Consider the following 18,796-nt stretch of genomic DNA (forward strand, 5'->3'; position numbering starts at 1 on the left):
CACTCGTACGGCTGAACGGGACCGGTGGACGCCCGCCGGTCCCGTTCGGCATGCTGGGATCGGTGACGAAGCGATAGGAGCACACCATGAGCGCACTCGCAGTCGAGCACCAGCCTCCGAGCGGTGACGACTGGGATTCGGTCGTCCGCCTCTGGGAGGAGATGGGCTGGCCGGAGGGCTGCAAGGTGGAGATCATCGAGGGGATCGTCACCGTGGCACCACCGCCCGTCAACAATCACACCCTGATCGCCGAGCTGGTACAGAGGCGTCTCTACACCGCGATCCCCGATGACTGGGGTGTCTTCCAGACCCTCAATCTGGCTGTCCCGAGCCGCGGCGGTCTCTACATCCCGGACCTCGCGGTCGTGCCGAGGGACGCGGTTCCCAAGGGGGAGAACTTCGCTCCCGCAGCCGTCGCCGAACTCGTCGTCGAGATCACGTCGAAGTCGAACGCCGTGAACGACCGCGTCGCCAAACTCCAGGGTTACGCCGCGGCAGGCGTCCCGCTCTACCTCCTCATCGACCCGCACTCGTCCGGCATCCCGACCATCCACCTGTACGGCGAGCCCAGCGACGGGACGTACCGCGTCTTGGCGGCCGCCAAGTTCGGCGAGGCCTTCCACCTGCCCGAGCCGTTCGATCTGATCCTCGACTCCTTCGCCTTCCCCCGCCCGTAGGTGGTGGCTCCCCGCCCCGCCGATGAGTTCGAGCGGGGCCGGGGGTCTGCCTCGTGTGGAGACCAGAACGCTGGCGGTCGAGGGACCGGAGCCGGATACGGCCGAGCTGTGCGCGCGCGTGTACGAACTGTGCCGTGACGGGCCCGTCGGGATCGTGCTCGACGCGGGCGCGGTCGCAGCGCCCACGCTCGCGACCGTCCAGGCCCTCGCGCGGGCCGCACTGACCGCCCGGCGCCTCGGCGTCCCCCTCCGGGTGCGGGCCGCGCCCGGTCTGGTCGGTCTGCTGGAGCTCGTAGGGCTAGGGGAGCTCCTCGGAGAGGCCGAACAGCGGGAACCACCGGGCGGTGTCCAGGAAGGCGTTGAGCCCGACGATCTTCCCGTCTGAGACCTCCAGCACCTGGAGCGCCCACGGCGTGTGCCCCTTCCCGGAGGCCGCCGGCCGGTACTGCCCGAAGGCCGGCATGCCGTTCGCCGTCGTCGGGACGAGCCGGGAGCCCTTGCAGCCGATGCCCTGGCCCAGGTGCCAGGCGGCGATGTCCTCGTGACCCCGCAGCCACAGGTCGTACGGCGGCATCGACAGCACCGCGTCCTCGTGGAGCAGCGCGGTCAGCCGGGAGATGTCGTACGCCTCGAAGGCCGTCAGGTAGCGCTCCAGCAGCTTCGCCTGCTCCGCGTCCAGCGGGTCCGCCGGGTCGCTCTCGCGCAGCGCGTGGCCCGCGAGCGTCGCCCGCGCCCGCTGGAGGGCGCTGTTGACCGAGGCGACCGTGGTGTCCAGGAGCGTGGCGACCTCGTCCGCCTTCCAGGCCAGTACCTCGCGCAGGATGAGCACCGCCCGCTGCTTCGCCGGCAGGTGCTGGAGCGCCGCGACGAACGCCAGCCGTACGGACTCCCGGGCCAGCGCCATCTCGGCGGGGTCGGCGGTCTGCGGCAGCACCCGGCCGTCCGGTACCGGCTCCAGCCAGGTCACCTCCGGCCGCTCGTTCAGCACGGCGGAGGCCTGGTGCTGCGGGGCGCTCAGGTCCATCGGGCGGGCCCGCTTGTTGCCGGCCTTCAGCAGGTCCAGGCAGACGTTCGTGGCGATCCGGTACAGCCAGGACCGCAGCGAGGAGCGGCCCTCGAACTTGTCCCGGCCGCGCCAGGCGCGGATGTACGTCTCCTGCACCGCGTCCTCGGCGTCGAAGGCCGAGCCGAGCATCCGGTAGCAGTACCCGGTCAGCTCGACCCGGTGGCGGTCCATCGCGGCATCCAGGTCGGATGGCGCCGTCGTCGCGAGGTCACTCATGGCCGTCGTTCCCCCAGATAGATCCGATACTCCGGAAACTACCCGAGGGGTCCGACAACGGCAGCCGGAGCAGGTCAGGACCCGTGTCGCCGCTACGTGCCGGGCTTGCGGCCGTAGACGTACACGGCGTTCCCGTTGCCCAGCAGGCTCCAGTACGCCTTGGCGTCGGCAGGCCGCATGTTCACGCAGCCGCCCGAGCCGGGCGGGTTCCACATGCTCTTCGTGGTGGAGTGGAAGGCGATGCCGCCGTCGAAGAACTGCGAGTACGGCATCGCGACGTTGTAGATCGTCGACCAGTGGTTGATGCTGCGGTAGTAGATCTTCTTCAGGCCGGTCCGGGTCTCGGTGCCGTCCTTGCCGGTGCGGACCGGGACCGGGCCGTACCGCAGCGCGGCGCCGTCCTGGATCCAGCTGAGCTGCCGCGTCAGGTCGACGCAGGCGATCCGCCCCCGGTTCACCGGGCAGGCGCCCGCCTGGTTCGGGGTGCTGCCGGCGGCCCGCTGCGCCAGCATCGTGCTCATCGTCTGCCAGGTCAGCGGCCCGGCGTACCCCACGGTCGGAGTGATTCCGTGGGCGGCCTGGAACGCCCTGACCGCGGTGCAGTCCGCCGCCGACTGCCGGCCGTCCACCGGGCGGCCGAGGAACTGCTCCACCTGCCGCTGGTACGGCCCGGTCGTGACGTTGCAGGCGGCGGCCTGAGCCGTGCCGCCCCCCGCCACCACCACCGGTACGGCCAGCACCGCCGCCACCCCGCACACCACCGCGGCCCGCCGCCTCGCGTACGCGCGCCTTGCCCCCATCAGGTCCTCCCCTTGGTCGCACTGTCTTCCTGCCGGTTCAATGCCCGGAAAACGCGCGGGAGTTACCTGAGGGGGGAGCGTAGATTCCATCAGCGCGCGACTGCGGCCGCCGTCAGCGCGCGACCGCGGCCGCCGTCATCGTCCGGCGCTCGGCGCGGGCCGCGTGGGACCCGTACAGCGTGATCGACACGACGCCGAGCACGGCCAGCAGCGCGATGCCCACCGTGGCCGCCCACCCGGCGGAGTGGTAGGCGAGCGCGCCCAGCGTGCCGCCGGCGCTGGATCCCAGGTAGTACGCCGACTGGTAGAGCGCGGAAGCCTGCGCCCGGCCCGTCTTGGCCGTACGGCTCACGGCGGCGGACGCCACCGCGTGGCCCGCGAAGAACCCCGCCGTGATCAGCACCAGCCCGGCGAGGATCAGGGCCAGGGACTCGGCCAGCGAGAACAGCAGCCCGAGCGCGGTCGTGGTCACCGCCAGGTACAGCGCGCCCCGCCGCCCCGTACGGGCCACCAGCTGTCCGGCGGCCGCCGAGGAGACCGTACCGACCAGGTAGACCAGGAAGATCGACCCGATCACGCCCTGCCCCAGCGAGAACGGCTCGTCCACGAGCCGGTAGCCGATCACGGTGTACACCGCGCCGAAGACGGTCATGAACAGCGCGCCGATCCCGTACAGCCGCAGCAGCAGCGGATCGCGCAGGTGCCCGGAGACCGTACGGCCCACCGCGCGCGGGTTCAGCGACGCCGGCCGGAAGAACCGGGCCCGCGGCAGCAGCACCAGGAAGGCCGCCGCGCAGGCCAGCGACAGCAGGCCCACGGCCAGCAGGCCCACCCGCCAGCCGCCCAGCTGCGCGCCCCAGCCCGTGACGAGGCGGCCGCTCATGCCGCCGATGGAGTTGCCCGCGACGAACAGGCCGATCGCGCCGACGAGTGCCTTCGGCTTCACCTCCTCCGCGAGGTACGCCATCGCGGAGGCCGGGATCCCGGCAATCGCCGCGCCCTGGACGGCGCGCAGGACGACGAGCCACTCCAGGTTCGGCGCGAACGGCACCAGCAGGCCCACGGCCACGGCCACCACCATCGACCAGGTCATCATCCGGGTGCGCCCGAACCGCTCGGACAGCGCGCTCAGCGGCAGGACGAACAGCGCGAGCGCGCCGGTGGCCGCGGACACCGTCCAGCTGGCCTGACCCGCCGTCACGCCGAAGCCCGCGGAGATGGCGGGCAGCAGCGCCTGGGTGGAGTAGAGGAGCGCGAAGGTGGCGAGACCGGCGGCGAACAGCGCGAGGCTCATGCGGCGGTAGCCGGGGCGGCCGGGCTCGCGGCCCTCGGGGGCGGCGGTGGCGGGCGGCGCGGGCGCCGGCGCGACGGCGGGCGCGGACTTCGGTGCGGGCGCGGGTTCGGCGAACGACGGGGTGGAGGCACCCGGGATGACGGGTGCCCCGGTATGAGCGGGAGGCATACGTCGAAGGTAGGCCCGTGTTTTTCATGCGTCCAATGCACGGATTCGCGATAATCGTTCCACTCACGTATCAGTACAGCTCAGGACGGCGCATGTCGATGAACCGTTACGAAGAAGACATGGCGGTGACACGCCTGCTGGCCCCGCGCCTCGCGTACTTCGCGGCCGTGGCCCGGCACGAGCACGTCACCCGCGCCGCGCACGAGCTCGGCGTCCCCCAGTCGACCCTGTCGCGGGCCATGGTCCGGCTCGAACAGGACCTCGGCGTCACGCTGTTCGCCCGCAAGGGCCGCACCGTCGCCCTCACCACCGCGGGCCACACCTTCCTCGCCTCCGCCGAGCGGGCCCTCGACGGGATCGCCCGCGCCGCCGCATCCGTCCAGCAGGACGCCGACCCCACCGCCGGCAAGGTGGCCTTCGGCTTCCTGCACACCCTGGGCTCCGAGACCGTGCCCGGCCTGATCCGCGCCTTCCGCGCCGACCACCCCCGCATCCGCTTCTCCCTCGTCCAGAACTACGGCGAGGCCATGCTGGAGCGGCTGCGCGCCGGTGAGCTCGACCTCTGTCTGACCTCGCCCCTCCCCGACGCCCCGGACCTCGTCGCCCGCCGCCTGGACGAGCAGCGGCTGCGCCTGGTCGTCCCCGACGACCACCGCCTCGCCGGGCGCAAGCGCATCCGCCTCGCCGAGGCCGCCGAGGAAACCTTCGTCACCCTGGAGCCCGGCTACGGCCTGCGCCGCATCACCGACGACCTGTGCGCCGAGGCCGGTTTCACCCCCCGGGTCGCCTTCGAGGGCGAGGAGGCCGAGACCCTGCGCGGCCTGGTCGCGGCCGGACTCGGCGTGGCCCTGCTGCCACCCCCGGCCGTGGCCCGCCCGGGGGTCGTCGAGCTGACGGTCACCGCCCCGCGCGCGGTCCGCGAGATCGGCGTCGCCTGGCTCGACGGCCACCCGGACACCCCGCCCGTGGCCGAGTTCAAACGCTTCCTGCTCTCCCGCCGCGGCCGCCTCATCCCGGAGCTGGAGACCCCCTAAGCGTGGTCCGGCGCCGCCTCCGCCTCCGCCTCCGGCGCCCGCTCCGGGACGGGCGCGGGGTGCGTGGACAGCAGGAACCCCGCCTGGAAGCGGGACTTGGCCCCCACCGCCCGCATGATCCCCGCGATGTGGCGCTGGCACGTCCGCTCGGACATGCCGAGCCGGCGCGCGATCACCTTGTCCTCCAGCCCCTCCGACAGCAGCCGTACGATCGTCTGCCGCAGCTCGTCCGAGATCGACCGGGCCGCGTCCGGGCTCACCGTCACCGGGAACGGCCGGGCGCCCAGCCAGGACCGCTCGAACGCCGCCGTCATGAAGTGCACGACGCCCGGTTCCCGCACCACCAGCGCCGCCCCGCTGCGGTCCGGCACCGCCATCAGGCCCGTGTGCGCGTCGAAGACCAGCATCCGCATCAGCCCGTCGCCGAGCGTCCGCACCTGCGCGCCCAGCGCCGTCACCCGTTCCACGTACGCCGCCGTGGGCCGCGAGTAGCGCGCCGTGTGCTGGTAGATCGTCCGCATCCGGACCCCGCGCGCCAGTAGTGACTCGTCCCGCCCGATCGACTCCTCCAGCGTCTCCAGCGGCCGCCCGCCGCCCGGCTGGGAGGTCAGCAGCTCCCGCTCGCACGACGCGGCCAGTTCCGCGATCAGACCCCGTACGGCGCCCAGGTCGGTGACCAGCTCCAGGCGCCCCGGACCGCTCAGGTCCCGGTGCGCGGTCCCCGCCTCGTACGCCGGAACCAGGGTCTCCAGCCGCCCCCGCAGCCGGTCCATCTCGTCGTGCGTCTCCCGTACGAGCAGCGTCAGCGGGGCCAGCGCCCGGGCGGCCGCTGCCCGGGGCGCGACCGCGCTCCACCGGTCGGGCGCGCCGCCGGGCGCCCGCTGGAGCAGGTGTGCCGCGGCCAGCTCGGTGATCGCGGCGGCCGCGCGCACGCCGAGGGCCGCGGTGGCCTCGGCCTCGCCGAAGGCGTGCCGCTCGACGGCGTACGCGTAGAGGCGCCGCGCCGCGGGGCTCAGCTCCTCGGGCTCTCCGGCTTGGTCGGCTGGCATATGCGTATTCGTCCCGGGCTGTGTCCGTTTATAAACCCCTCGTGTTCCCGCAAGGCGGCAAGACGACGCGTGCCCGGCCGGTTCCGGCATATGCCGAAGCGGCACAGTGGTCACACGGCGTGAGGGGGAGCGCGGTATGCGGCAGCGGACACCCATCGAGGGGCGGGAGCCCGTTGCCGTCCTGCTGAGCCCACGACCCGCCGTGGTGGCGGCCGCCCGCCGCGCGGGCGCGCGCACCGTGGTGGTCGCGCCGGTTCCATCAGTGCCATCCGACCGTGAGGGGGCGGAGCGGCGGGTACGGGCGGACTGGCGCGACCACCGCCGCCTCGTCGGCGCCGTCGGCCCGATCGAGGAGGTCCGCGACGGCCGCGCCGCCGTCTTCGGGTTCGACGCCGCCTCGGCCCTGGCCGCCGCGCGGGCCAACGAGGAGCTGGGCCTGCCCGGCACCCCCACCGCCGCCGTCACCGCCCTCATGGACAAGGCCGCCCTGCGGGTCCGCTCCAACGCGCTGCACCCCGCCCGACCCGTCTCCTTCGCCCGCTGCGGCCGCGCCGCGACCCTCCCCTTCGTCGCCACCCTCATCGGCTACCCGTGCGTGGTGAAACCGCGGGCCGGCTCCGACGGCGAGGGTGTTCGCCTGGTCCGCGACGAGGCCGAGGCCTCGGCCGCCGCCCTCGCCTACCCGGAGGTCACCGACCTCCTCGTCGAGGAGTACCTCGAAGGCCCCGAACTCGCCGTGGAGGCGCTCTCCCGGGCGGGCCGCCACCGGGTCCTGGGCTGGTCCCGCCGCCGGCCCGGCCCCGGCCTGACCGCCGCCGGCCACGAACTGCCCGTCGCCCTGAACCCCGGCACCGCCGAGGCCGTACGGGCCCTCGTACGCGGCGTCCTCGACCTCGCGGGCCACGGTGACGGCCCCTCCCACACCGAGGTCGTCCTCACCCGGCACGGCCCCCGCCTGATCGAGGCCCACGCCCGCCCCGGCGGCGAGGAGTTCACCCGGCTGCTCCGGCTCGCCCACGGCACCGACGTCCTCGGCCTCGCGCTCGCTTCCGGGCTGGGCCTGCCCGACCCGGAACGCAGCCCCCGCGCCGCCTGCGCGGGGCTGCGGTACGTGGACTTCCCGCCCGGCCGCCGCCTCGACGGGGCGCGACCGGGGATCGCCGCGGCCCGCGCCGTGCCGGGAGTGGTGCGGGTCCAGCTGGAGATCCCGCCGGGCGCCACCGTCCGCCGCGCCCCGACGGGGGCCCGGCACCACGCGTACGTCCTGGCGACCGCCGCGACCCCGGGCTCCCTGGCGCGCGTCCTCGACCGGGCCACGGGCCTGCTGGGCCAGGTGCCGCCGGCCCGCCGTATCCCTCAGCCGGAGGGCGGCCTGGCGTAGTCGCCGTAGCCGGTCCAGTCCAGGAGGACGCAGGGCTCGTCGCCCAGGACCCAGGCGTCGTGCCCGGAAGCCACCTGGATGAAGTCGCCCGGACCGGCCTCGACGGCGTCCCCGCCGTCCATGACGATCCTGATGCGGCCGCTGACCACGTATCCCGTGTGCGCGGACTCGCAGCTCTCGGTGCCGGCCAGCGGCTTGATGTGCTCCGACCACTTCCAGCCCGGCTCGAACACCCCGCGCCCGACCTGTCCGCCGTCCGTCTCCAGCAGGTCCAGCCGGCCCTTGCCGGCCAGGAAGGGCCGCGTCTCGTCGGCCGCGTCGAAGCTCCTGCACACCAGATCGGCCATGATCATCGCCTCCGGGAAGAAGTCCCCGAGTCCTCGATTCCACTGTACGCCCGGCTGTTCGGCCCGCTCCGGCCCTCAAACCGCGTATGGGGAAGGGGGGCCGGGCGGGCCGGGCCGGCGCGTCACCGCCGCGGCGGCCTGCCGAAGCCGGAGGCGAGCGGCATGCGCAGGCCCAGCGGCGGGGGCGCCGCCAGGGCGTCCGTCACCGGGCGCGAGTACCGTCCCGAGAACACCGACCCGAGGACGAAGTCCACGGCCAGCGCGACGACTTCGGCCTGGTGCTCGCGCAGCCCGTGCCCGTCCGAGTGCACCTCGAACCGGCACGTCGACCGGTTCGCCTTCTTCGCCCGCGCCGCCAGCAGGAACGAGGCCTCCGGGTCGCTGCGCGCGTCGTCCGTGCCGTGCACGATCAGCACCCTGCGCCCCGCCAGGTGCTTCACCGGCTCGGGGGACGCCGCGGAGACCCGCGCCTCCGGCAGGCAGGGGGCCATCGCCAGTACGGAGCCGACGGCCTCGTGCCCCGCCGCGCGCAGAGCGGCCAGAGCGCCCGCGCCGTAGCCGGCCAGGCACACCGGCACGTCGCCGTAGCGCCGCACCACCTCGTCCGCCGCCCACCGCGCCTGCTCCTCGCGGGAGGAGTCCCCGCCGTGCAGGACGGAGTGCGCGGCCAGCCCCTCCGTACCGCCCGCCCGGGCCAGCGCCCGCGCGAGCGGACGCAGGGGACCGGGGGAGAATCTGGACGCTCCGGGAAGCAGGAGCACCACACCGTTGACCGTCGTGACCGAACCGTTCGCGCCGGCCGCCCGCCCCAAGCGGGCCCCGCGCGCCGGCGGCGCATGCTGTGCCATGGCGGAACAGTCTCAGACCCCGAGGTGTACGCCATCCGTCCGCGCGGTCTCTGTTACATATCGACCCCCGGCGCCGGGGCACGCTCTACGCGCGTAGGAGCTAGAGTGCCCAGATGACGAGCGAGACCCCCAACCTGCCGACCCCGGACCAGATCCGCCGCTCCCCGAAGGTGCTCCTGCACGATCACCTCGACGGTGGGCTGCGCCCCGGGACCATCATCGAGCTGGCCCGCGAGGCCGGCTACGAGAACCTCCCCGAGACCGACGCCGACAAGCTCGGCATCTGGTTCCGGGAAGCCGCCGACTCCGGCTCCCTGCCGCGCTACCTCGAGACGTTCGCGCACACCTGCGCGGTCATGCAGACGAAGGAGGCCCTCTTCCGGGTCGCCGCCGAGTGCGCCGAGGACCTGGCCGAGGACGGCGTCGTGTACGCCGAGATCCGGTACGCGCCCGAGCAGCACCTGGAAGCCGGCCTGACCCTCGAAGAGGTCGTCGAGGCCGTGAACGACGGCTTCCGCGAGGGCGAGCGCCGCGCGAAGGCCAACGGCCACCGCATCCGCGTCGGCGCCCTGCTGACCGCCATGCGCCACGCGGCCCGCGCGCTGGAGATCGCCGAGCTGGCGAACCGCTACCGCGACAACGGCGTGGTCGGCTTCGACATCGCCGGCGCCGAGGCCGGGTTCCCCCCCACCCGCCACCTCGACGCCTTCGAGTACCTCAAGCGCGAGAACAACCACTTCACCATCCACGCGGGCGAGGCCTTCGGCCTGCCGTCGATCTGGCAGGCCCTGCAGTGGTGCGGCGCCGACCGCCTCGGCCACGGCGTGAAGATCATCGACGACATCGAGGTCGCCGCCGACGGCACGGTGAAGCTGGGCCGCCTGGCCTCGTACGTACGGGACAAGCGCATCCCCCTGGAAATGTGCCCGACCTCGAACCTGCAGACGGCCGCGGCCGCCTCGTACGCCGAGCACCCGATCGGCCTGCTGCGCAAGCTGCACTTCAGGCTGACCGTCAACACCGACAACCGGCTGATGAGCGGCACCAGCATGAGCCGCGAGTTCGAGCACCTGGTGGACACCTTCGGCTACTCGCTGGACGACATGCAGTGGTTCACCGTCAATGCGATGAAGTCCGCGTTCATTCCTTTCGATGAACGACTGGCCATGATCAACGAGGTCATCAAGCCCGGATACGCGGAACTGAAGTCGGAGTGGCTGTTCCAGCAGACCGCTTCCACCAGGGGTTCCGTCTCGGCCTAGGCCACGGCATGACGTACTGAAAGCGCCCGGGAGGAGCAATTCCCGGGCGCTTTCTCGTATTTACGGATGTTTGCGGGCGGGGGTTTGAAGTGACTAGTTTGCGGAGCCGCTCAATTCCCCGTCGCAAGGACGATCTTTCATGAAGAAGTCAGCTGCCAAGACCCTCGGTGTCGCCGCTCTCGGCGCCGCCTTCGCCGTCGTCGCCGCCGGCACCGCCTCCGCCGCCGTCCCCGCGGTCGGCCTCACCGACGCACTGACCAGTGCCACCGGCGCGCTCCAGGGAGCCACCAGCCAGCAGAACGTGGGCGGCCAGCAGGGCGAGTCGTCCGACCCCGCCGCCCCGATCACCGGCCTCCTCGGCGGCCTGGCCCCGGCCACCGGCGCCCTGAACGGCCTGGGCGGCTGACGCTGCCGCGACCCGAACGCGCGCGCGGTGGGCGCACGCCTCTTCGACGAGGTGTGTGCCCCGCCGTGCCGTGTGCCACGATCACCACCAACTGCCCGCCGAAGCAATCGGTATGAGGTCTTTGGTCATGCGAATGAAGGCACGAGCGACCCTGGTCGCGCTGGTCCCCGCCCTGCTCCTCGCGGCGGTCGGATGCGGCAGTACGGACACCCCCGCCAAGAGCGAGGCCCCGGACCCCAAGGGCTCCTCAGGCCCCGCCTCCGGAGCGCCCGGCGCCCCCGGCGCCCCGGTCCCGACCGCGTCCGCCCCCGCCGGAACCGGCGCGCCGAAGACCGGCGGCACGAAGACGGAGCGGTCCGCGCTGGAACCGGGCGACCTGCCCGGCTACCAGATCTCCGCCCAGGGCAAGAACCCGAACGCCCCCGACGGCCAGCCGCAGGCGGACCGCAAGGCCTGCCAGCCGCTGGCGGACATCATGGGCGACAAGCCGGACCCGGCCGCCCGCGAGACGGTCAACCGCGGCGTCGGCTCCCAGAAGCAGATCGGCCTCGCCGTCTCCGCATCCGTCAGCTCGTACGCGGAAAGCGACGCCAAGGCCCTGATCGACCGGCTCAAGGCCGCCGTAGCCGCCTGCGCCACGGGCTTCTCCGCCACCGTCGAGAAGCAGACCGGCAGCTACCGCGACGTGCGGGCCGCCGCGTACACGACGTCCGGCGACGAGAGCGTCAGCTGGACCACGACCGCGGCCGCCCAGGGCGTCTCGGCGCAGGTCCACCTGGTCATCGTGCGCGAGGGCGACACCGTCGTACGGCTGATGGCCCTCAACGTGGCGGCCGCCCAGCAGAAGGCCCTGGTGCCGCAGGAAGTGGCGGACAAGCAGCTGGAGAAGGTCCAGCGGGCCGGCTGACCCGCCGGTGGGTCTACCAGGCGGTGGAGGCGGTCTTGCCGTTCGGCAGGAGCAGCCACAGCGCCAGGTAGACCAGGAACTGCGGGCCGGGCAGCAGGCACGAGACGACGAAGATGACGCGCATCGTGTTCGCGGACGTTCCGAAGCGGTGCGCCAGCGCGGCGCAGACGCCGCCGATCCATCGTCCTTCACGGGGGCGGGCCAAGGCGCTCATGGTGTCTCCTTCGTCGGGATCGCTCTTCCGCGATGCCTCAATACTCCCGCGGGACCGCCGAGACGACCTCGGTCCAGGGGCCGAGCCCGACCCTGGTAATTCTCGGGGTCGCCCCCTGATAAGCGGCCCGTGAGCGCCGCATCCGGGCCCGCAGCGCCGGTACGACGGCCGCGTGGGCGAGGAGTACGCCCACCGTGTTCAGCAGCACCGAGTCCACGTCGACGACCCGTCCCGGGACGGCGGTCTGGAGCAGCTCGATGCACACGGAGACCAGCGCGCCCGCGGCGGCGGTCCGGGTCAGCGAGGACCACGCGGACAGCCGCGAGGGCGCGAGCCGTCCGCTGACCAGGGGCAGCAGCACCCCCAGCGGGGCCAGCAGCGCCAGCCCCTCGCCGATCCGGCGGGCGGCCTCGACGGGTCCGAGGGCGAGGTCCGTCCTGATCCCCTCCAAGAGGGTCAGATTGGCTGCCGCGGCCCAGGGCACGTCCAGGGGCCGCAGGGTGAGCCAGGCGACGACCAGGAGATGAGCGGCCAGCAGGACCCCGGCCGCGAGTCGGAACCGGAGATGGATGGCGGTGGCGGCGTTCCCGCCGGCCTCATGACGCTGCACACCTGCGAGGACGCGTCACCGGTAGCGCCGGTTCCGCACCGGCGGGGGTGTGGCGGGGACCACGCGGGCCGGAGCGTCAGCCGGCGACGAGGAGGACGACCAGCAGCACCGCTCCGGCCACGGCGGGGGCGATGACCTCGTACGACCAGTGCACGCGCACGCCGCCCCGGGCGCCCGCCCGCGAGGCGCCGCGCTCGGCCAGCTCGCGCAGCTCGTCCACCACCCGGTCCGCTCCGGCCCGCTGCGGTGCGGCGGGACCGGCGGCGGCGGGACCGGCGGCGCCGGCGCCGTTCTGCGCCGGGTCGGTCAGGCTGCGGCCGGTCAGCCCGCCGCGGCGGCTGAGCTGGCGCCGGTTCGCCTTCTTGCGCTCCCGCAGCGAGACGGGCACCGACCAGAGCTGGTACGTGGACCCCTCGGCCAGCACCTCGGCCGAGTATCCGGCGCGCACGGTGTCCACGGCCGCCCAGGGCAGCTCGATGACCCGGAAGGGGTTGCGCACGCGCATCCGGTCGTCGTTGGCGAAGACGGCCGGCCGGATGGTGAACGCCACGATCAGCGGGACCGCGCACAGCGCCAGGGCCAGCGCGATCCACGGGGTGTTCCCCGAGCCCCGCACCGCGGCGTCCCCGCACAGCCAGGCGGTCAGCCCGAGCAGCAGCACCCCGGTGACGACGGCCATGGAGGAGCGGTAGACCCGGTCGTCGTAGACGGGCTCGTCGGTCGGCTGCTGCTGGCTGCTCATGCGGTCGATTCTGCCCCACGCCGTCCCGGCGGACGAGATCGGCGCCTCTCCGGCCCTCTCCCGCCCCGGCCGGCGGGCGGGCGTGAGCGGAGGTGTCGATTCCGCACCGGAATCGGGGGAGGGGGGTGACAGGCCGCTACGCGCGTAGATATGCTCATGTGGTGACCATGCCCACCACCCTCACCGCATTCGCTGACGTGACGACGTCCGACAGTGCGCTGCGCCGCTTCCTGCACGGGCTGCCCGGCGTCGACGCTGTCGGCCTGGAGGCCCGCGCGGCCGCCCTCGGCACCCGTTCGATCAAGACGACGGCCAAGGCGTACGCCATCGACCTGGCCATCTCGATGATCGACCTGACGACCCTGGAAGGCGCGGACACCCCGGGCAAGGTCCGGGCGCTCTCCGCCAAGGCCGTCATCCCCGATCCGACCGACCGCACCGCCCCGACGACGGCCGCCGTCTGCGTGTACCCCGACATGGTGGCCACCGCCAAGGCGGCGCTGAACGGCGCCGACGTCAAGGTGGCCTCCGTCGCCACGGCGTTCCCCGCCGGCCGCGCGGCCCTGCCCGTCAAGCTCGCGGACACCGCGGACGCCGTGGCCGCCGGCGCCGACGAGATCGACATGGTCATCGACCGTGGCGCCTTCCTCGCCGGCCGCTACCTGGACACGTACGAGCTGATCAGGGCCGTCAAGGAGGCCTGCGTCCGCCCCGACGGGACCGCGGCCCGCCTCAAGGTCATCTTCGAGACCGGCGAGCTGTCGACGTACGACAACATCCGCCGCGCCTCCTGGATCGGCATGATGGCCGGCGCCGACTTCATCAAGACGTCGACCGGAAAGGTCGGGGTGAACGCCACCCCCGCCAACACCCTGCTGATGCTCGAGGCCGTACGCGACTTCCGCGCGCAGACCGGCATCCAGATCGGCGTGAAGCCGGCCGGCGGCATCCGCACCACCAAGGACGCGATCAAGTTCCTGGTCCTGGTCAACGAGACCGTGGGCGAGGACTGGCTGAGCAACCACTGGTTCCGCTTCGGCGCCTCCAGCCTGCTCAACGACCTGTTGATGCAGCGCCAGAAGCTGAGCACCGGGCGTTACTCCGGTCCCGACTACGTGACGGTGGACTGATCACCATGGCATCCCTCTTCGAGTACGCACCGGCTCCCGAGTCCCGCTCGGTCGTCGACATCGCCCCCTCCTACGGGCTCTTCATCGACGGCGAGTTCACCGAGGCCGCCGACGGCAAGGTCTTCAAGACCGTCTCCCCGTCGTCCGAGGAAGTCCTCGCCGAGATCGCCCAGGCGGGCGCCGCCGACGTGGAACGCGCCGTCAAGGCCGCCCGCAGGGCCTTCGAGAAGTGGTCCGCGCTGCCGGGCTCCGAGCGCGCCAAGTACCTCTTCCGCATCGCCCGGATCATCCAGGAGCGCAGCCGCGAGCTGGCCGTCCTGGAGACCCTGGACAACGGCAAGCCGATCAGGGAGACCCGCGACGCGGACCTCCCGCTGGTCGCCGCGCACTTCTTCTACTACGCGGGGTGGGCCGACAAGCTCGACCACGCGGGCTACGGCGCGAACCCCCGCCCGCTCGGCGTGGCCGGCCAGATCATCCCCTGGAACTTCCCGCTCCTCATGCTCGCGTGGAAGATCGCCCCGGCGCTCGCCACCGGCAACACCGTCGTCCTCAAGCCCGCCGAGACCACGCCCCTGTCGGCGCTGTTCTTCGCGGACATCTGCCGCCAGGCGGGCCTGCCCAAGGGCGTCGTCAACATCCTGACCGGCTACGGCGACGCGGGCGCGGCCCTCGTCGAGCACCCGGACGTCAACAAGGTCGCCTTCACCGGCTCCACGGCCGTCGGCAAGCGCATCGCCCGCACGGTCGCCGGCACCGACAAGAAGGTCACCCTGGAGCTGGGCGGCAAGGGCGCCAACATCGTCTTCGACGACGCCCCCATCGACCAGGCCGTCGAGGGCATCGTCACCGGCATCTTCTTCAACCAGGGCCAGGTCTGCTGCGCGGGCTCGCGCCTGCTGGTCCAGGAGTCGATCCACGACGAACTGCTGGACTCGCTCAAGCGCCGCCTCTCCTCGCTGCGCCTGGGCGACCCGCTCGACAAGAACACCGACATCGGCGCGATCAACTCCGCCGAGCAGCTCGCCCGGATCACCGCGCTCGCCGAGACCGGAGAGGCCGAGGGCGCCGAGCGCTGGTCCCCGGAGTGCGAGCTGCCGTCCGCCGGCTACTGGTTCGCCCCGACGCTCTTCACGAACGTCACCCAGGCGCACACCGTCGCCCGCGACGAGATCTTCGGCCCGGTGCTGTCCGTGCTGACCTTCCGCACGCCCGACGAGGCGGTCGCGAAGGCCAACAACAGCCAGTACGGTCTCTCCGCCGGCATCTGGACGGAGAAGGGCTCGCGCATCCTGGCGGTCGCGGGCAAGCTCCGCGCGGGTGTCGTCTGGGCCAACACGTTCAACAAGTTCGACCCGACCTCGCCGTTCGGCGGCTACAAGGAGTCGGGCTTCGGGCGCGAAGGCGGCCGTCACGGCCTGGAGGGGTACCTCGATGTCTGAGTCGTCGTCGACGCGTCTGAGTGTCTTCAAGACCTACAAGCTGTACGTCGGGGGCAAGTTCCCCCGCTCCGAGAGCGGCCGGGTGTACGAAGTGACCGCCAAAACATCGTCGGGCGGCAAGGGCAAGTGGCTGGCCAACGCCCCGCTGTCCTCCCGCAAGGACGCCCGTGACGCGGTCGTCGCCGCCCGCAAGGCCTTCGGCGGCTGGTCGGGCGCGACCGCGTACAACCGCGGCCAGATCCTCTACCGCGTCGCCGAGATGCTGGAGGGCCGCCGCGAGCAGTTCGTCCGCGAGGTCGGCGAGGCCGAGGGCCTGTCCAAGTCCAAGGCGGCCGCCGTCGTGGACGCGGCCATCGACCGCTGGGTCTGGTACGCGGGCTGGACCGACAAGATCGGCCAGCTCGTCGGCGGCGCCAACCCCGTCGCGGGCCCGTATCTCAACCTCTCCACCCCGGAGCCGACCGGTGTGGTCACGGTCGTGGCCCCGCAGGACTCCTCGTTCCTGGGCCTGGTCTCCGTGATCGCCCCGGTGATCGCGACGGGCAACACGGCCGTGGTCATCGCCAGCGAGAAGTCCCCGCTCCCCGCCCTCTCCCTGGGCGAGGTGCTGGCCACCTCCGACCTGCCGGGCGGCGTGGTCAACATCCTGTCCGGCAAGGCCGCCGAGATGGGCCCGCACCTGGCCTCCCACCAGGACGTCAACGCGATCGACCTGGCCGGGGCCGGTGCGGAGCTCGCCAAGGAGCTGGAGATCGCCGCGGCCGACAACCTCAAGCGCGTCCTGCGTCCACAGCCTGTGGACGACTGGACCGCCGACCCGGGCACCGCGCGCATGACGCCGTTCCTGGAGACCAAGACCGTCTGGCACCCCACGGGTTCGCTGGGCGCGGGCGGCTCCTCGTACTAGCGGGCCCCCCGCGGGCCCCCCGTACGGGAGGGCCCCACACGAACCGGCCCCGGCAGCGTCCCCCGCGCTGCCGGGGCCTTCCCGTGTCCGCGGCCCGCTACTTCTGCGGGAGGGCCGGTCCGAGCAGCGAGGTCACCGCCGCGGTCGGCAGCTCGCCGACCGACGGCCCCTGCGTCAGGATGCCGGTGACCATGCCGGTGCCGACGGACGGGAAGTCCGCGACCTTCGTGGCCACGCCGTTGTCGAGCGGGTCCACGCCGGTGTGCGCGAGGGGGTTCACCTTGAGGTTCGAGACGGGGTCGGCGACCCCGGCCAAGGCCGCAGGTACGGACAGCTCACCGGCCTGGGCGCCCCCGGCGGCCATGGCCAGCGCCGCGCCTGCCATGGAGACGGTCAGGCCCGCGGCGCGGAGCCGGTTCGGGGTGGAGGGGGCTGCGTGACGTGCCATGGGAATCCCGCCTGAGGTCGTAGTCGCGTGCGCACGCAGCGTAGTTGAGGTGTGATCCTCGATACCAACCGGCCACCGGGAGGGTCCCCTACCCGGGGGAATGGTTCAGACTGGTGTCCCGTGAGCTCCTCCTCTCCTTCGCCGACCCGAGTCGTCCTGCTGACCGGTCCGTCGGGCTCCGGTAAATCCTCCCTGGCCGCCCGCTCGGGGCTGCCCGTGCTGCGCCTCGACGACTTCTACAAGGAGGGCGACGACCCCACCCTCCCCCTGGTCGCCGGCAGCTCCGACATCGACTGGGACGCCCCGGGCTCCTGGGACGCGGCCGCGGCGGTCGCCGCGATCGCCGAGCTCTGCGCGACGGGCCGCACCGAGATCCCGGTCTACGACATCGCGACCAGCTCCCGCACGGGCACCGGGACCCTGGACATCGCCCGCTCCCCGCGGACCCCGCTGTTCATCGCGGAGGGCATCTTCGCCGCCGACATCGCGACCCGCTGCCAGGAACTGGGCCTGCTGGCCGACGCCCTGTGCCTGCGGGGGCGCCCCTCGACGACGTTCCGGCGGCGCCTCGCCCGCGACCTGCGGGAGGGCCGCAAGTCGGTTCCGTTCCTGCTGCGCCGGGGCTGGCGGCTGATGCGGGCCGAGCGGGGCATCGTGGCCCGGCACACCGCCCTGGGCGCGCACGCCTGCGCCCGGGACGAGGCCCTGGGCCGACTGGCCGCCGCGGCGGCGGGCCGCCACCGCACGGCCGCCACCACGGTGTAGGCGCACGGGGCCGCCGTCGGCAGAGGCCCCGTCGGCAGAGGCCCCGCCAGCGGAGGCCCGCCCGCCGGGCTCCGGGCATGCGAAAGGGCGGGAACGAGCGGACCCCCGTCCGCTCGTTCCCGCCCTTTCCCCCCGTTCCCCGTCCCACCCCCGCAGGACGGGCCCCCGGCCCGATGGTCCGTACGGCGGCGCGTTACGCCACCAGCTCCTCGAAGGACTCCGCCTCGTCGTTGCCGAAGCTCAGTGCCTCGTCGTCCCGCAGCCGCCGCAGCGACCGCCAGATGCTCGACTTCACCGTGCCGACGCTGATCCCCAGGATCTCGGCGATCTCCGGGTCGGTACGGCCCTCGTAGTAGCGCAGCACCAGCATCGTGCGCTGCGGCTCGGGGATCCGGGCCAGCGCCTGCCACAGCACCGCGCGCAGCTCCGTGCCGCGCATCGCGTCCGTGTCCGATGCCGTCTCCGGCAGCTCCTCCGTCGGGTACTCGTTCAGCTTCCGCCGGCGCCAGGCGCTGATGTGCAGGTTCGTCATCGTGCGGCGCAGGTACCCGCCGACGGCGGCCTTGTCGCTGATGCGGTCCCAGGCCCGGTACGTGGAGAACAGCGCGCTCTGCAGCAGGTCCTCGGCCTCGTGCCGGTCACCGGTGAGGTGGAAGGCCGTCGCGTAGAGGGCGGACCGGCGCTCCTGGACGTACGCCGTGAATTCGGCCTCCGCGGCGGCGGACGGCCGCGCCGCCGGCGCCGGCGCCGGGACGGCGGTGGTCGGCTGGTACGTGTTCGCGTCGATGGCCACCACGTGCGACTGCCGGGGGCGGGCGACCGCGACCGTACGGACACCCGCCCGGCGGTTCACATCGTGCAGCCGCGTGACAACCGCGCTGGTGCTGGTGCTGTGCAGCGTGTTCATCTCGCGCCCCCCGTCGTGGAGTCTGCTCCGGTCCGTGCTTCGTTCGATGACTGAAGCCTGCCGGGCCGACTTAACCGGGGTGTCCGTCGTCTGTCACAGGCCTGTCACAGCGGCCCTGTCGAGATCGCCCGCCCCCGACGGTCGAACTCCCGACGGCCGATGGGACAGAATGAGCC

General features: G+C 73.0%; 22 protein-coding genes. 11 read left to right on the forward strand and 11 right to left on the reverse strand.

The features are described from left to right. Positions 1 to 86 precede the first annotated feature (86 nt). Together OTB16_RS26350 and OTB16_RS26355 are read left to right on the forward strand one after the other, a co-directional pair. Positions 87 to 677, forward strand: coding sequence for a Uma2 family endonuclease (locus OTB16_RS26350; protein WP_267723237.1), 591 nt, complete (start codon positions 87 to 89; stop codon positions 675 to 677). A 55-nt stretch (positions 678 to 732) separates the two neighbouring features. Further along, on the forward strand, positions 733 to 1,062 hold the full coding sequence (locus tag OTB16_RS26355; RefSeq protein WP_267723238.1) for a hypothetical protein: 330 nt from the start codon (positions 733 to 735) through the stop codon (positions 1,060 to 1,062). Here OTB16_RS26355 and OTB16_RS26360 read toward each other — a convergent pair. From OTB16_RS26360 to OTB16_RS26370, 3 genes are all read right to left on the reverse strand, one after another. After that, entirely contained in the window at positions 976 to 1,959 is a 984-nt protein-coding gene (locus OTB16_RS26360; protein WP_267723239.1) for a sigma-70 family RNA polymerase sigma factor, read from the reverse strand. The two genes, OTB16_RS26355 and OTB16_RS26360, sit on opposite strands and share 87 nt — an antisense overlap. 92 nt (positions 1,960 to 2,051) lie before the next feature. Continuing rightward, the gene (locus OTB16_RS26365; protein WP_267723240.1) at positions 2,052 to 2,759 is read right to left on the reverse strand and encodes a L,D-transpeptidase family protein; all 708 of its coding nucleotides are present in this window, start codon (positions 2,757 to 2,759) and stop codon (positions 2,052 to 2,054) included. 112 nt (positions 2,760 to 2,871) lie between these two features. Further along, the gene (locus OTB16_RS26370) at positions 2,872 to 4,221 is read right to left on the reverse strand and encodes an MFS transporter (protein ID WP_267723241.1); all 1,350 of its coding nucleotides are present in this window, start codon (positions 4,219 to 4,221) and stop codon (positions 2,872 to 2,874) included. 98 nt (positions 4,222 to 4,319) lie between these two features. Between OTB16_RS26370 and OTB16_RS26375 the strand changes: the two genes are divergently transcribed. Further along, a complete protein-coding gene (locus OTB16_RS26375) occupies positions 4,320 to 5,255 on the forward strand; it encodes a LysR family transcriptional regulator (protein WP_267723277.1) in 936 nt (311 codons plus the stop codon). On the opposite strand, the gene OTB16_RS26380 is transcribed toward OTB16_RS26375, so the two are convergent. Continuing rightward, positions 5,252 to 6,304, reverse strand: a complete 1,053-nt coding sequence (locus tag OTB16_RS26380) for a helix-turn-helix transcriptional regulator (protein WP_267723242.1) — start codon at positions 6,302 to 6,304, stop codon at positions 5,252 to 5,254. The genes OTB16_RS26375 and OTB16_RS26380 overlap by 4 nt on opposite strands. A 136-nt stretch (positions 6,305 to 6,440) precedes the next feature. Between OTB16_RS26380 and OTB16_RS26385 the strand changes: the two genes are divergently transcribed. Then, positions 6,441 to 7,685 carry an ATP-grasp domain-containing protein gene (locus OTB16_RS26385; protein WP_267723243.1) on the forward strand — a complete coding sequence of 415 codons (1,245 nt, stop codon included), beginning with the start codon at positions 6,441 to 6,443 and terminating at the stop codon, positions 7,683 to 7,685. On the opposite strand, the gene OTB16_RS26390 is transcribed toward OTB16_RS26385, so the two are convergent. Further along, complete coding sequence (locus OTB16_RS26390) at positions 7,661 to 8,032, reverse strand: cupin domain-containing protein (RefSeq protein WP_267723244.1); 372 nt, start codon at positions 8,030 to 8,032, stop codon at positions 7,661 to 7,663. The two genes, OTB16_RS26385 and OTB16_RS26390, sit on opposite strands and share 25 nt — an antisense overlap. A gap of 122 nt (positions 8,033 to 8,154) precedes the next feature. Next, complete coding sequence (locus tag OTB16_RS26395; protein WP_267723245.1) at positions 8,155 to 8,880, reverse strand: alpha/beta hydrolase; 726 nt, start codon at positions 8,878 to 8,880, stop codon at positions 8,155 to 8,157. Between the two features lie 113 nt (positions 8,881 to 8,993). Between OTB16_RS26395 and OTB16_RS26400 the strand changes: the two genes are divergently transcribed. From OTB16_RS26400 to OTB16_RS26410, 3 genes are all read left to right on the forward strand, one after another. Next, positions 8,994 to 10,142 carry an adenosine deaminase gene (locus tag OTB16_RS26400; RefSeq protein ID WP_267723246.1) on the forward strand — a complete coding sequence of 383 codons (1,149 nt, stop codon included), beginning with the start codon at positions 8,994 to 8,996 and terminating at the stop codon, positions 10,140 to 10,142. A 139-nt stretch (positions 10,143 to 10,281) separates the two neighbouring features. Next, on the forward strand, positions 10,282 to 10,548 hold the full coding sequence (locus OTB16_RS26405; protein ID WP_267723247.1) for a hypothetical protein: 267 nt from the start codon (positions 10,282 to 10,284) through the stop codon (positions 10,546 to 10,548). 133 nt (positions 10,549 to 10,681) lie between these two features. Further along, a complete protein-coding gene (locus OTB16_RS26410) occupies positions 10,682 to 11,455 on the forward strand; it encodes a hypothetical protein (RefSeq protein WP_267723248.1) in 774 nt (257 codons plus the stop codon). A 13-nt stretch (positions 11,456 to 11,468) separates the two neighbouring features. Here the strand turns inward: OTB16_RS26410 and OTB16_RS26415 are convergent, their stop codons facing one another. The 3 genes from OTB16_RS26415 to OTB16_RS26425 all read right to left on the reverse strand — a co-directional run bounded on the left by OTB16_RS26415 (position 11,469) and on the right by OTB16_RS26425 (position 13,021). Then, positions 11,469 to 11,669 (reverse strand): PspC domain-containing protein, encoded by a 201-nt coding sequence (locus OTB16_RS26415; protein ID WP_267723249.1) that lies wholly within the window; start codon positions 11,667 to 11,669, stop codon positions 11,469 to 11,471. Between the two features lie 37 nt (positions 11,670 to 11,706). Then, a complete protein-coding gene (locus OTB16_RS26420) occupies positions 11,707 to 12,279 on the reverse strand; it encodes a VanZ family protein (RefSeq protein WP_267723250.1) in 573 nt (190 codons plus the stop codon). 76 nt (positions 12,280 to 12,355) lie between these two features. After that, complete coding sequence (locus OTB16_RS26425; protein ID WP_267723251.1) at positions 12,356 to 13,021, reverse strand: PH domain-containing protein; 666 nt, start codon at positions 13,019 to 13,021, stop codon at positions 12,356 to 12,358. A 167-nt stretch (positions 13,022 to 13,188) separates the two neighbouring features. On the opposite strand from OTB16_RS26425, the gene deoC reads away from it, so the two are divergent. The 3 genes from deoC to OTB16_RS26440 are packed head-to-tail and all read left to right on the forward strand — an operon-like array spanning position 13,189 to position 16,500. Further along, positions 13,189 to 14,151 carry a deoxyribose-phosphate aldolase gene (gene deoC, locus OTB16_RS26430; protein WP_267723278.1) on the forward strand — a complete coding sequence of 321 codons (963 nt, stop codon included), beginning with the start codon at positions 13,189 to 13,191 and terminating at the stop codon, positions 14,149 to 14,151. A 5-nt stretch (positions 14,152 to 14,156) separates the two neighbouring features. Then, positions 14,157 to 15,593 (forward strand): aldehyde dehydrogenase family protein, encoded by a 1,437-nt coding sequence (locus OTB16_RS26435; protein WP_267723252.1) that lies wholly within the window; start codon positions 14,157 to 14,159, stop codon positions 15,591 to 15,593. After that, entirely contained in the window at positions 15,586 to 16,500 is a 915-nt protein-coding gene (locus OTB16_RS26440; protein ID WP_267723254.1) for an aldehyde dehydrogenase family protein, read from the forward strand. Before OTB16_RS26435 ends, OTB16_RS26440 begins: the two co-directional genes overlap by 8 nt. Positions 16,501 to 16,597: 97 nt before the next feature. On the opposite strand, the gene OTB16_RS26445 is transcribed toward OTB16_RS26440, so the two are convergent. Next, positions 16,598 to 16,948 (reverse strand): hypothetical protein, encoded by a 351-nt coding sequence (locus OTB16_RS26445; RefSeq protein WP_267723255.1) that lies wholly within the window; start codon positions 16,946 to 16,948, stop codon positions 16,598 to 16,600. Between the two features lie 54 nt (positions 16,949 to 17,002). Between OTB16_RS26445 and OTB16_RS26450 the strand changes: the two genes are divergently transcribed. Further along, entirely contained in the window at positions 17,003 to 17,713 is a 711-nt protein-coding gene (locus OTB16_RS26450; protein ID WP_267723279.1) for a uridine kinase family protein, read from the forward strand. Positions 17,714 to 17,906: 193 nt separating this feature from the next. Here the strand turns inward: OTB16_RS26450 and OTB16_RS26455 are convergent, their stop codons facing one another. Then, positions 17,907 to 18,620: a SigE family RNA polymerase sigma factor gene (locus OTB16_RS26455; protein ID WP_267723257.1), complete on the reverse strand. Its 714-nt coding sequence runs from the start codon at positions 18,618 to 18,620 to the stop codon at positions 17,907 to 17,909. Positions 18,621 to 18,796: the final 176 nt, after the last annotated feature.

The organism is Streptomyces antarcticus (assembly GCF_026627255.1).
In the GTDB taxonomy this organism is placed as follows: Bacteria; Actinomycetota; Actinomycetes; order Streptomycetales; family Streptomycetaceae; genus Streptomyces; species Streptomyces antarcticus.

What these genes read in the sequence shown, in the direction of transcription:
- OTB16_RS26435 (WP_267723252.1), top strand. Translation starts at nt 14,157, where the DNA reads ATGGCATCCCTCTTCGAGTACGCACCGGCTCCCGAGTCCCGCTCGGTC.
- OTB16_RS26400 (WP_267723246.1), top strand. Translation starts at nt 8,994, where the DNA reads ATGACGAGCGAGACCCCCAACCTGCCGACCCCGGACCAGATCCGCCGC.
- OTB16_RS26425 (WP_267723251.1), bottom strand. Translation starts at nt 13,021, where the DNA reads ATGAGCAGCCAGCAGCAGCCGACCGACGAGCCCGTCTACGACGACCGG.
- OTB16_RS26370 (WP_267723241.1), bottom strand. Translation starts at nt 4,221, where the DNA reads ATGCCTCCCGCTCATACCGGGGCACCCGTCATCCCGGGTGCCTCCACC.
- OTB16_RS26410 (WP_267723248.1), top strand. Translation starts at nt 10,682, where the DNA reads ATGAAGGCACGAGCGACCCTGGTCGCGCTGGTCCCCGCCCTGCTCCTC.
- OTB16_RS26360 (WP_267723239.1), bottom strand. Translation starts at nt 1,959, where the DNA reads ATGAGTGACCTCGCGACGACGGCGCCATCCGACCTGGATGCCGCGATG.
- deoC (WP_267723278.1), top strand. Translation starts at nt 13,189, where the DNA reads ATGCCCACCACCCTCACCGCATTCGCTGACGTGACGACGTCCGACAGT.
- OTB16_RS26390 (WP_267723244.1), bottom strand. Translation starts at nt 8,032, where the DNA reads ATGGCCGATCTGGTGTGCAGGAGCTTCGACGCGGCCGACGAGACGCGG.
- OTB16_RS26405 (WP_267723247.1), top strand. Translation starts at nt 10,282, where the DNA reads ATGAAGAAGTCAGCTGCCAAGACCCTCGGTGTCGCCGCTCTCGGCGCC.
- OTB16_RS26445 (WP_267723255.1), bottom strand. Translation starts at nt 16,948, where the DNA reads ATGGCACGTCACGCAGCCCCCTCCACCCCGAACCGGCTCCGCGCCGCG.
- OTB16_RS26440 (WP_267723254.1), top strand. Translation starts at nt 15,586, where the DNA reads ATGTCTGAGTCGTCGTCGACGCGTCTGAGTGTCTTCAAGACCTACAAG.
- OTB16_RS26415 (WP_267723249.1), bottom strand. Translation starts at nt 11,669, where the DNA reads ATGAGCGCCTTGGCCCGCCCCCGTGAAGGACGATGGATCGGCGGCGTC.
- OTB16_RS26375 (WP_267723277.1), top strand. Translation starts at nt 4,320, where the DNA reads ATGAACCGTTACGAAGAAGACATGGCGGTGACACGCCTGCTGGCCCCG.
- OTB16_RS26380 (WP_267723242.1), bottom strand. Translation starts at nt 6,304, where the DNA reads ATGCCAGCCGACCAAGCCGGAGAGCCCGAGGAGCTGAGCCCCGCGGCG.
- OTB16_RS26455 (WP_267723257.1), bottom strand. Translation starts at nt 18,620, where the DNA reads ATGAACACGCTGCACAGCACCAGCACCAGCGCGGTTGTCACGCGGCTG.
- OTB16_RS26350 (WP_267723237.1), top strand. Translation starts at nt 87, where the DNA reads ATGAGCGCACTCGCAGTCGAGCACCAGCCTCCGAGCGGTGACGACTGG.
- OTB16_RS26385 (WP_267723243.1), top strand. Translation starts at nt 6,441, where the DNA reads ATGCGGCAGCGGACACCCATCGAGGGGCGGGAGCCCGTTGCCGTCCTG.
- OTB16_RS26395 (WP_267723245.1), bottom strand. Translation starts at nt 8,880, where the DNA reads ATGGCACAGCATGCGCCGCCGGCGCGCGGGGCCCGCTTGGGGCGGGCG.
- OTB16_RS26365 (WP_267723240.1), bottom strand. Translation starts at nt 2,759, where the DNA reads ATGGGGGCAAGGCGCGCGTACGCGAGGCGGCGGGCCGCGGTGGTGTGC.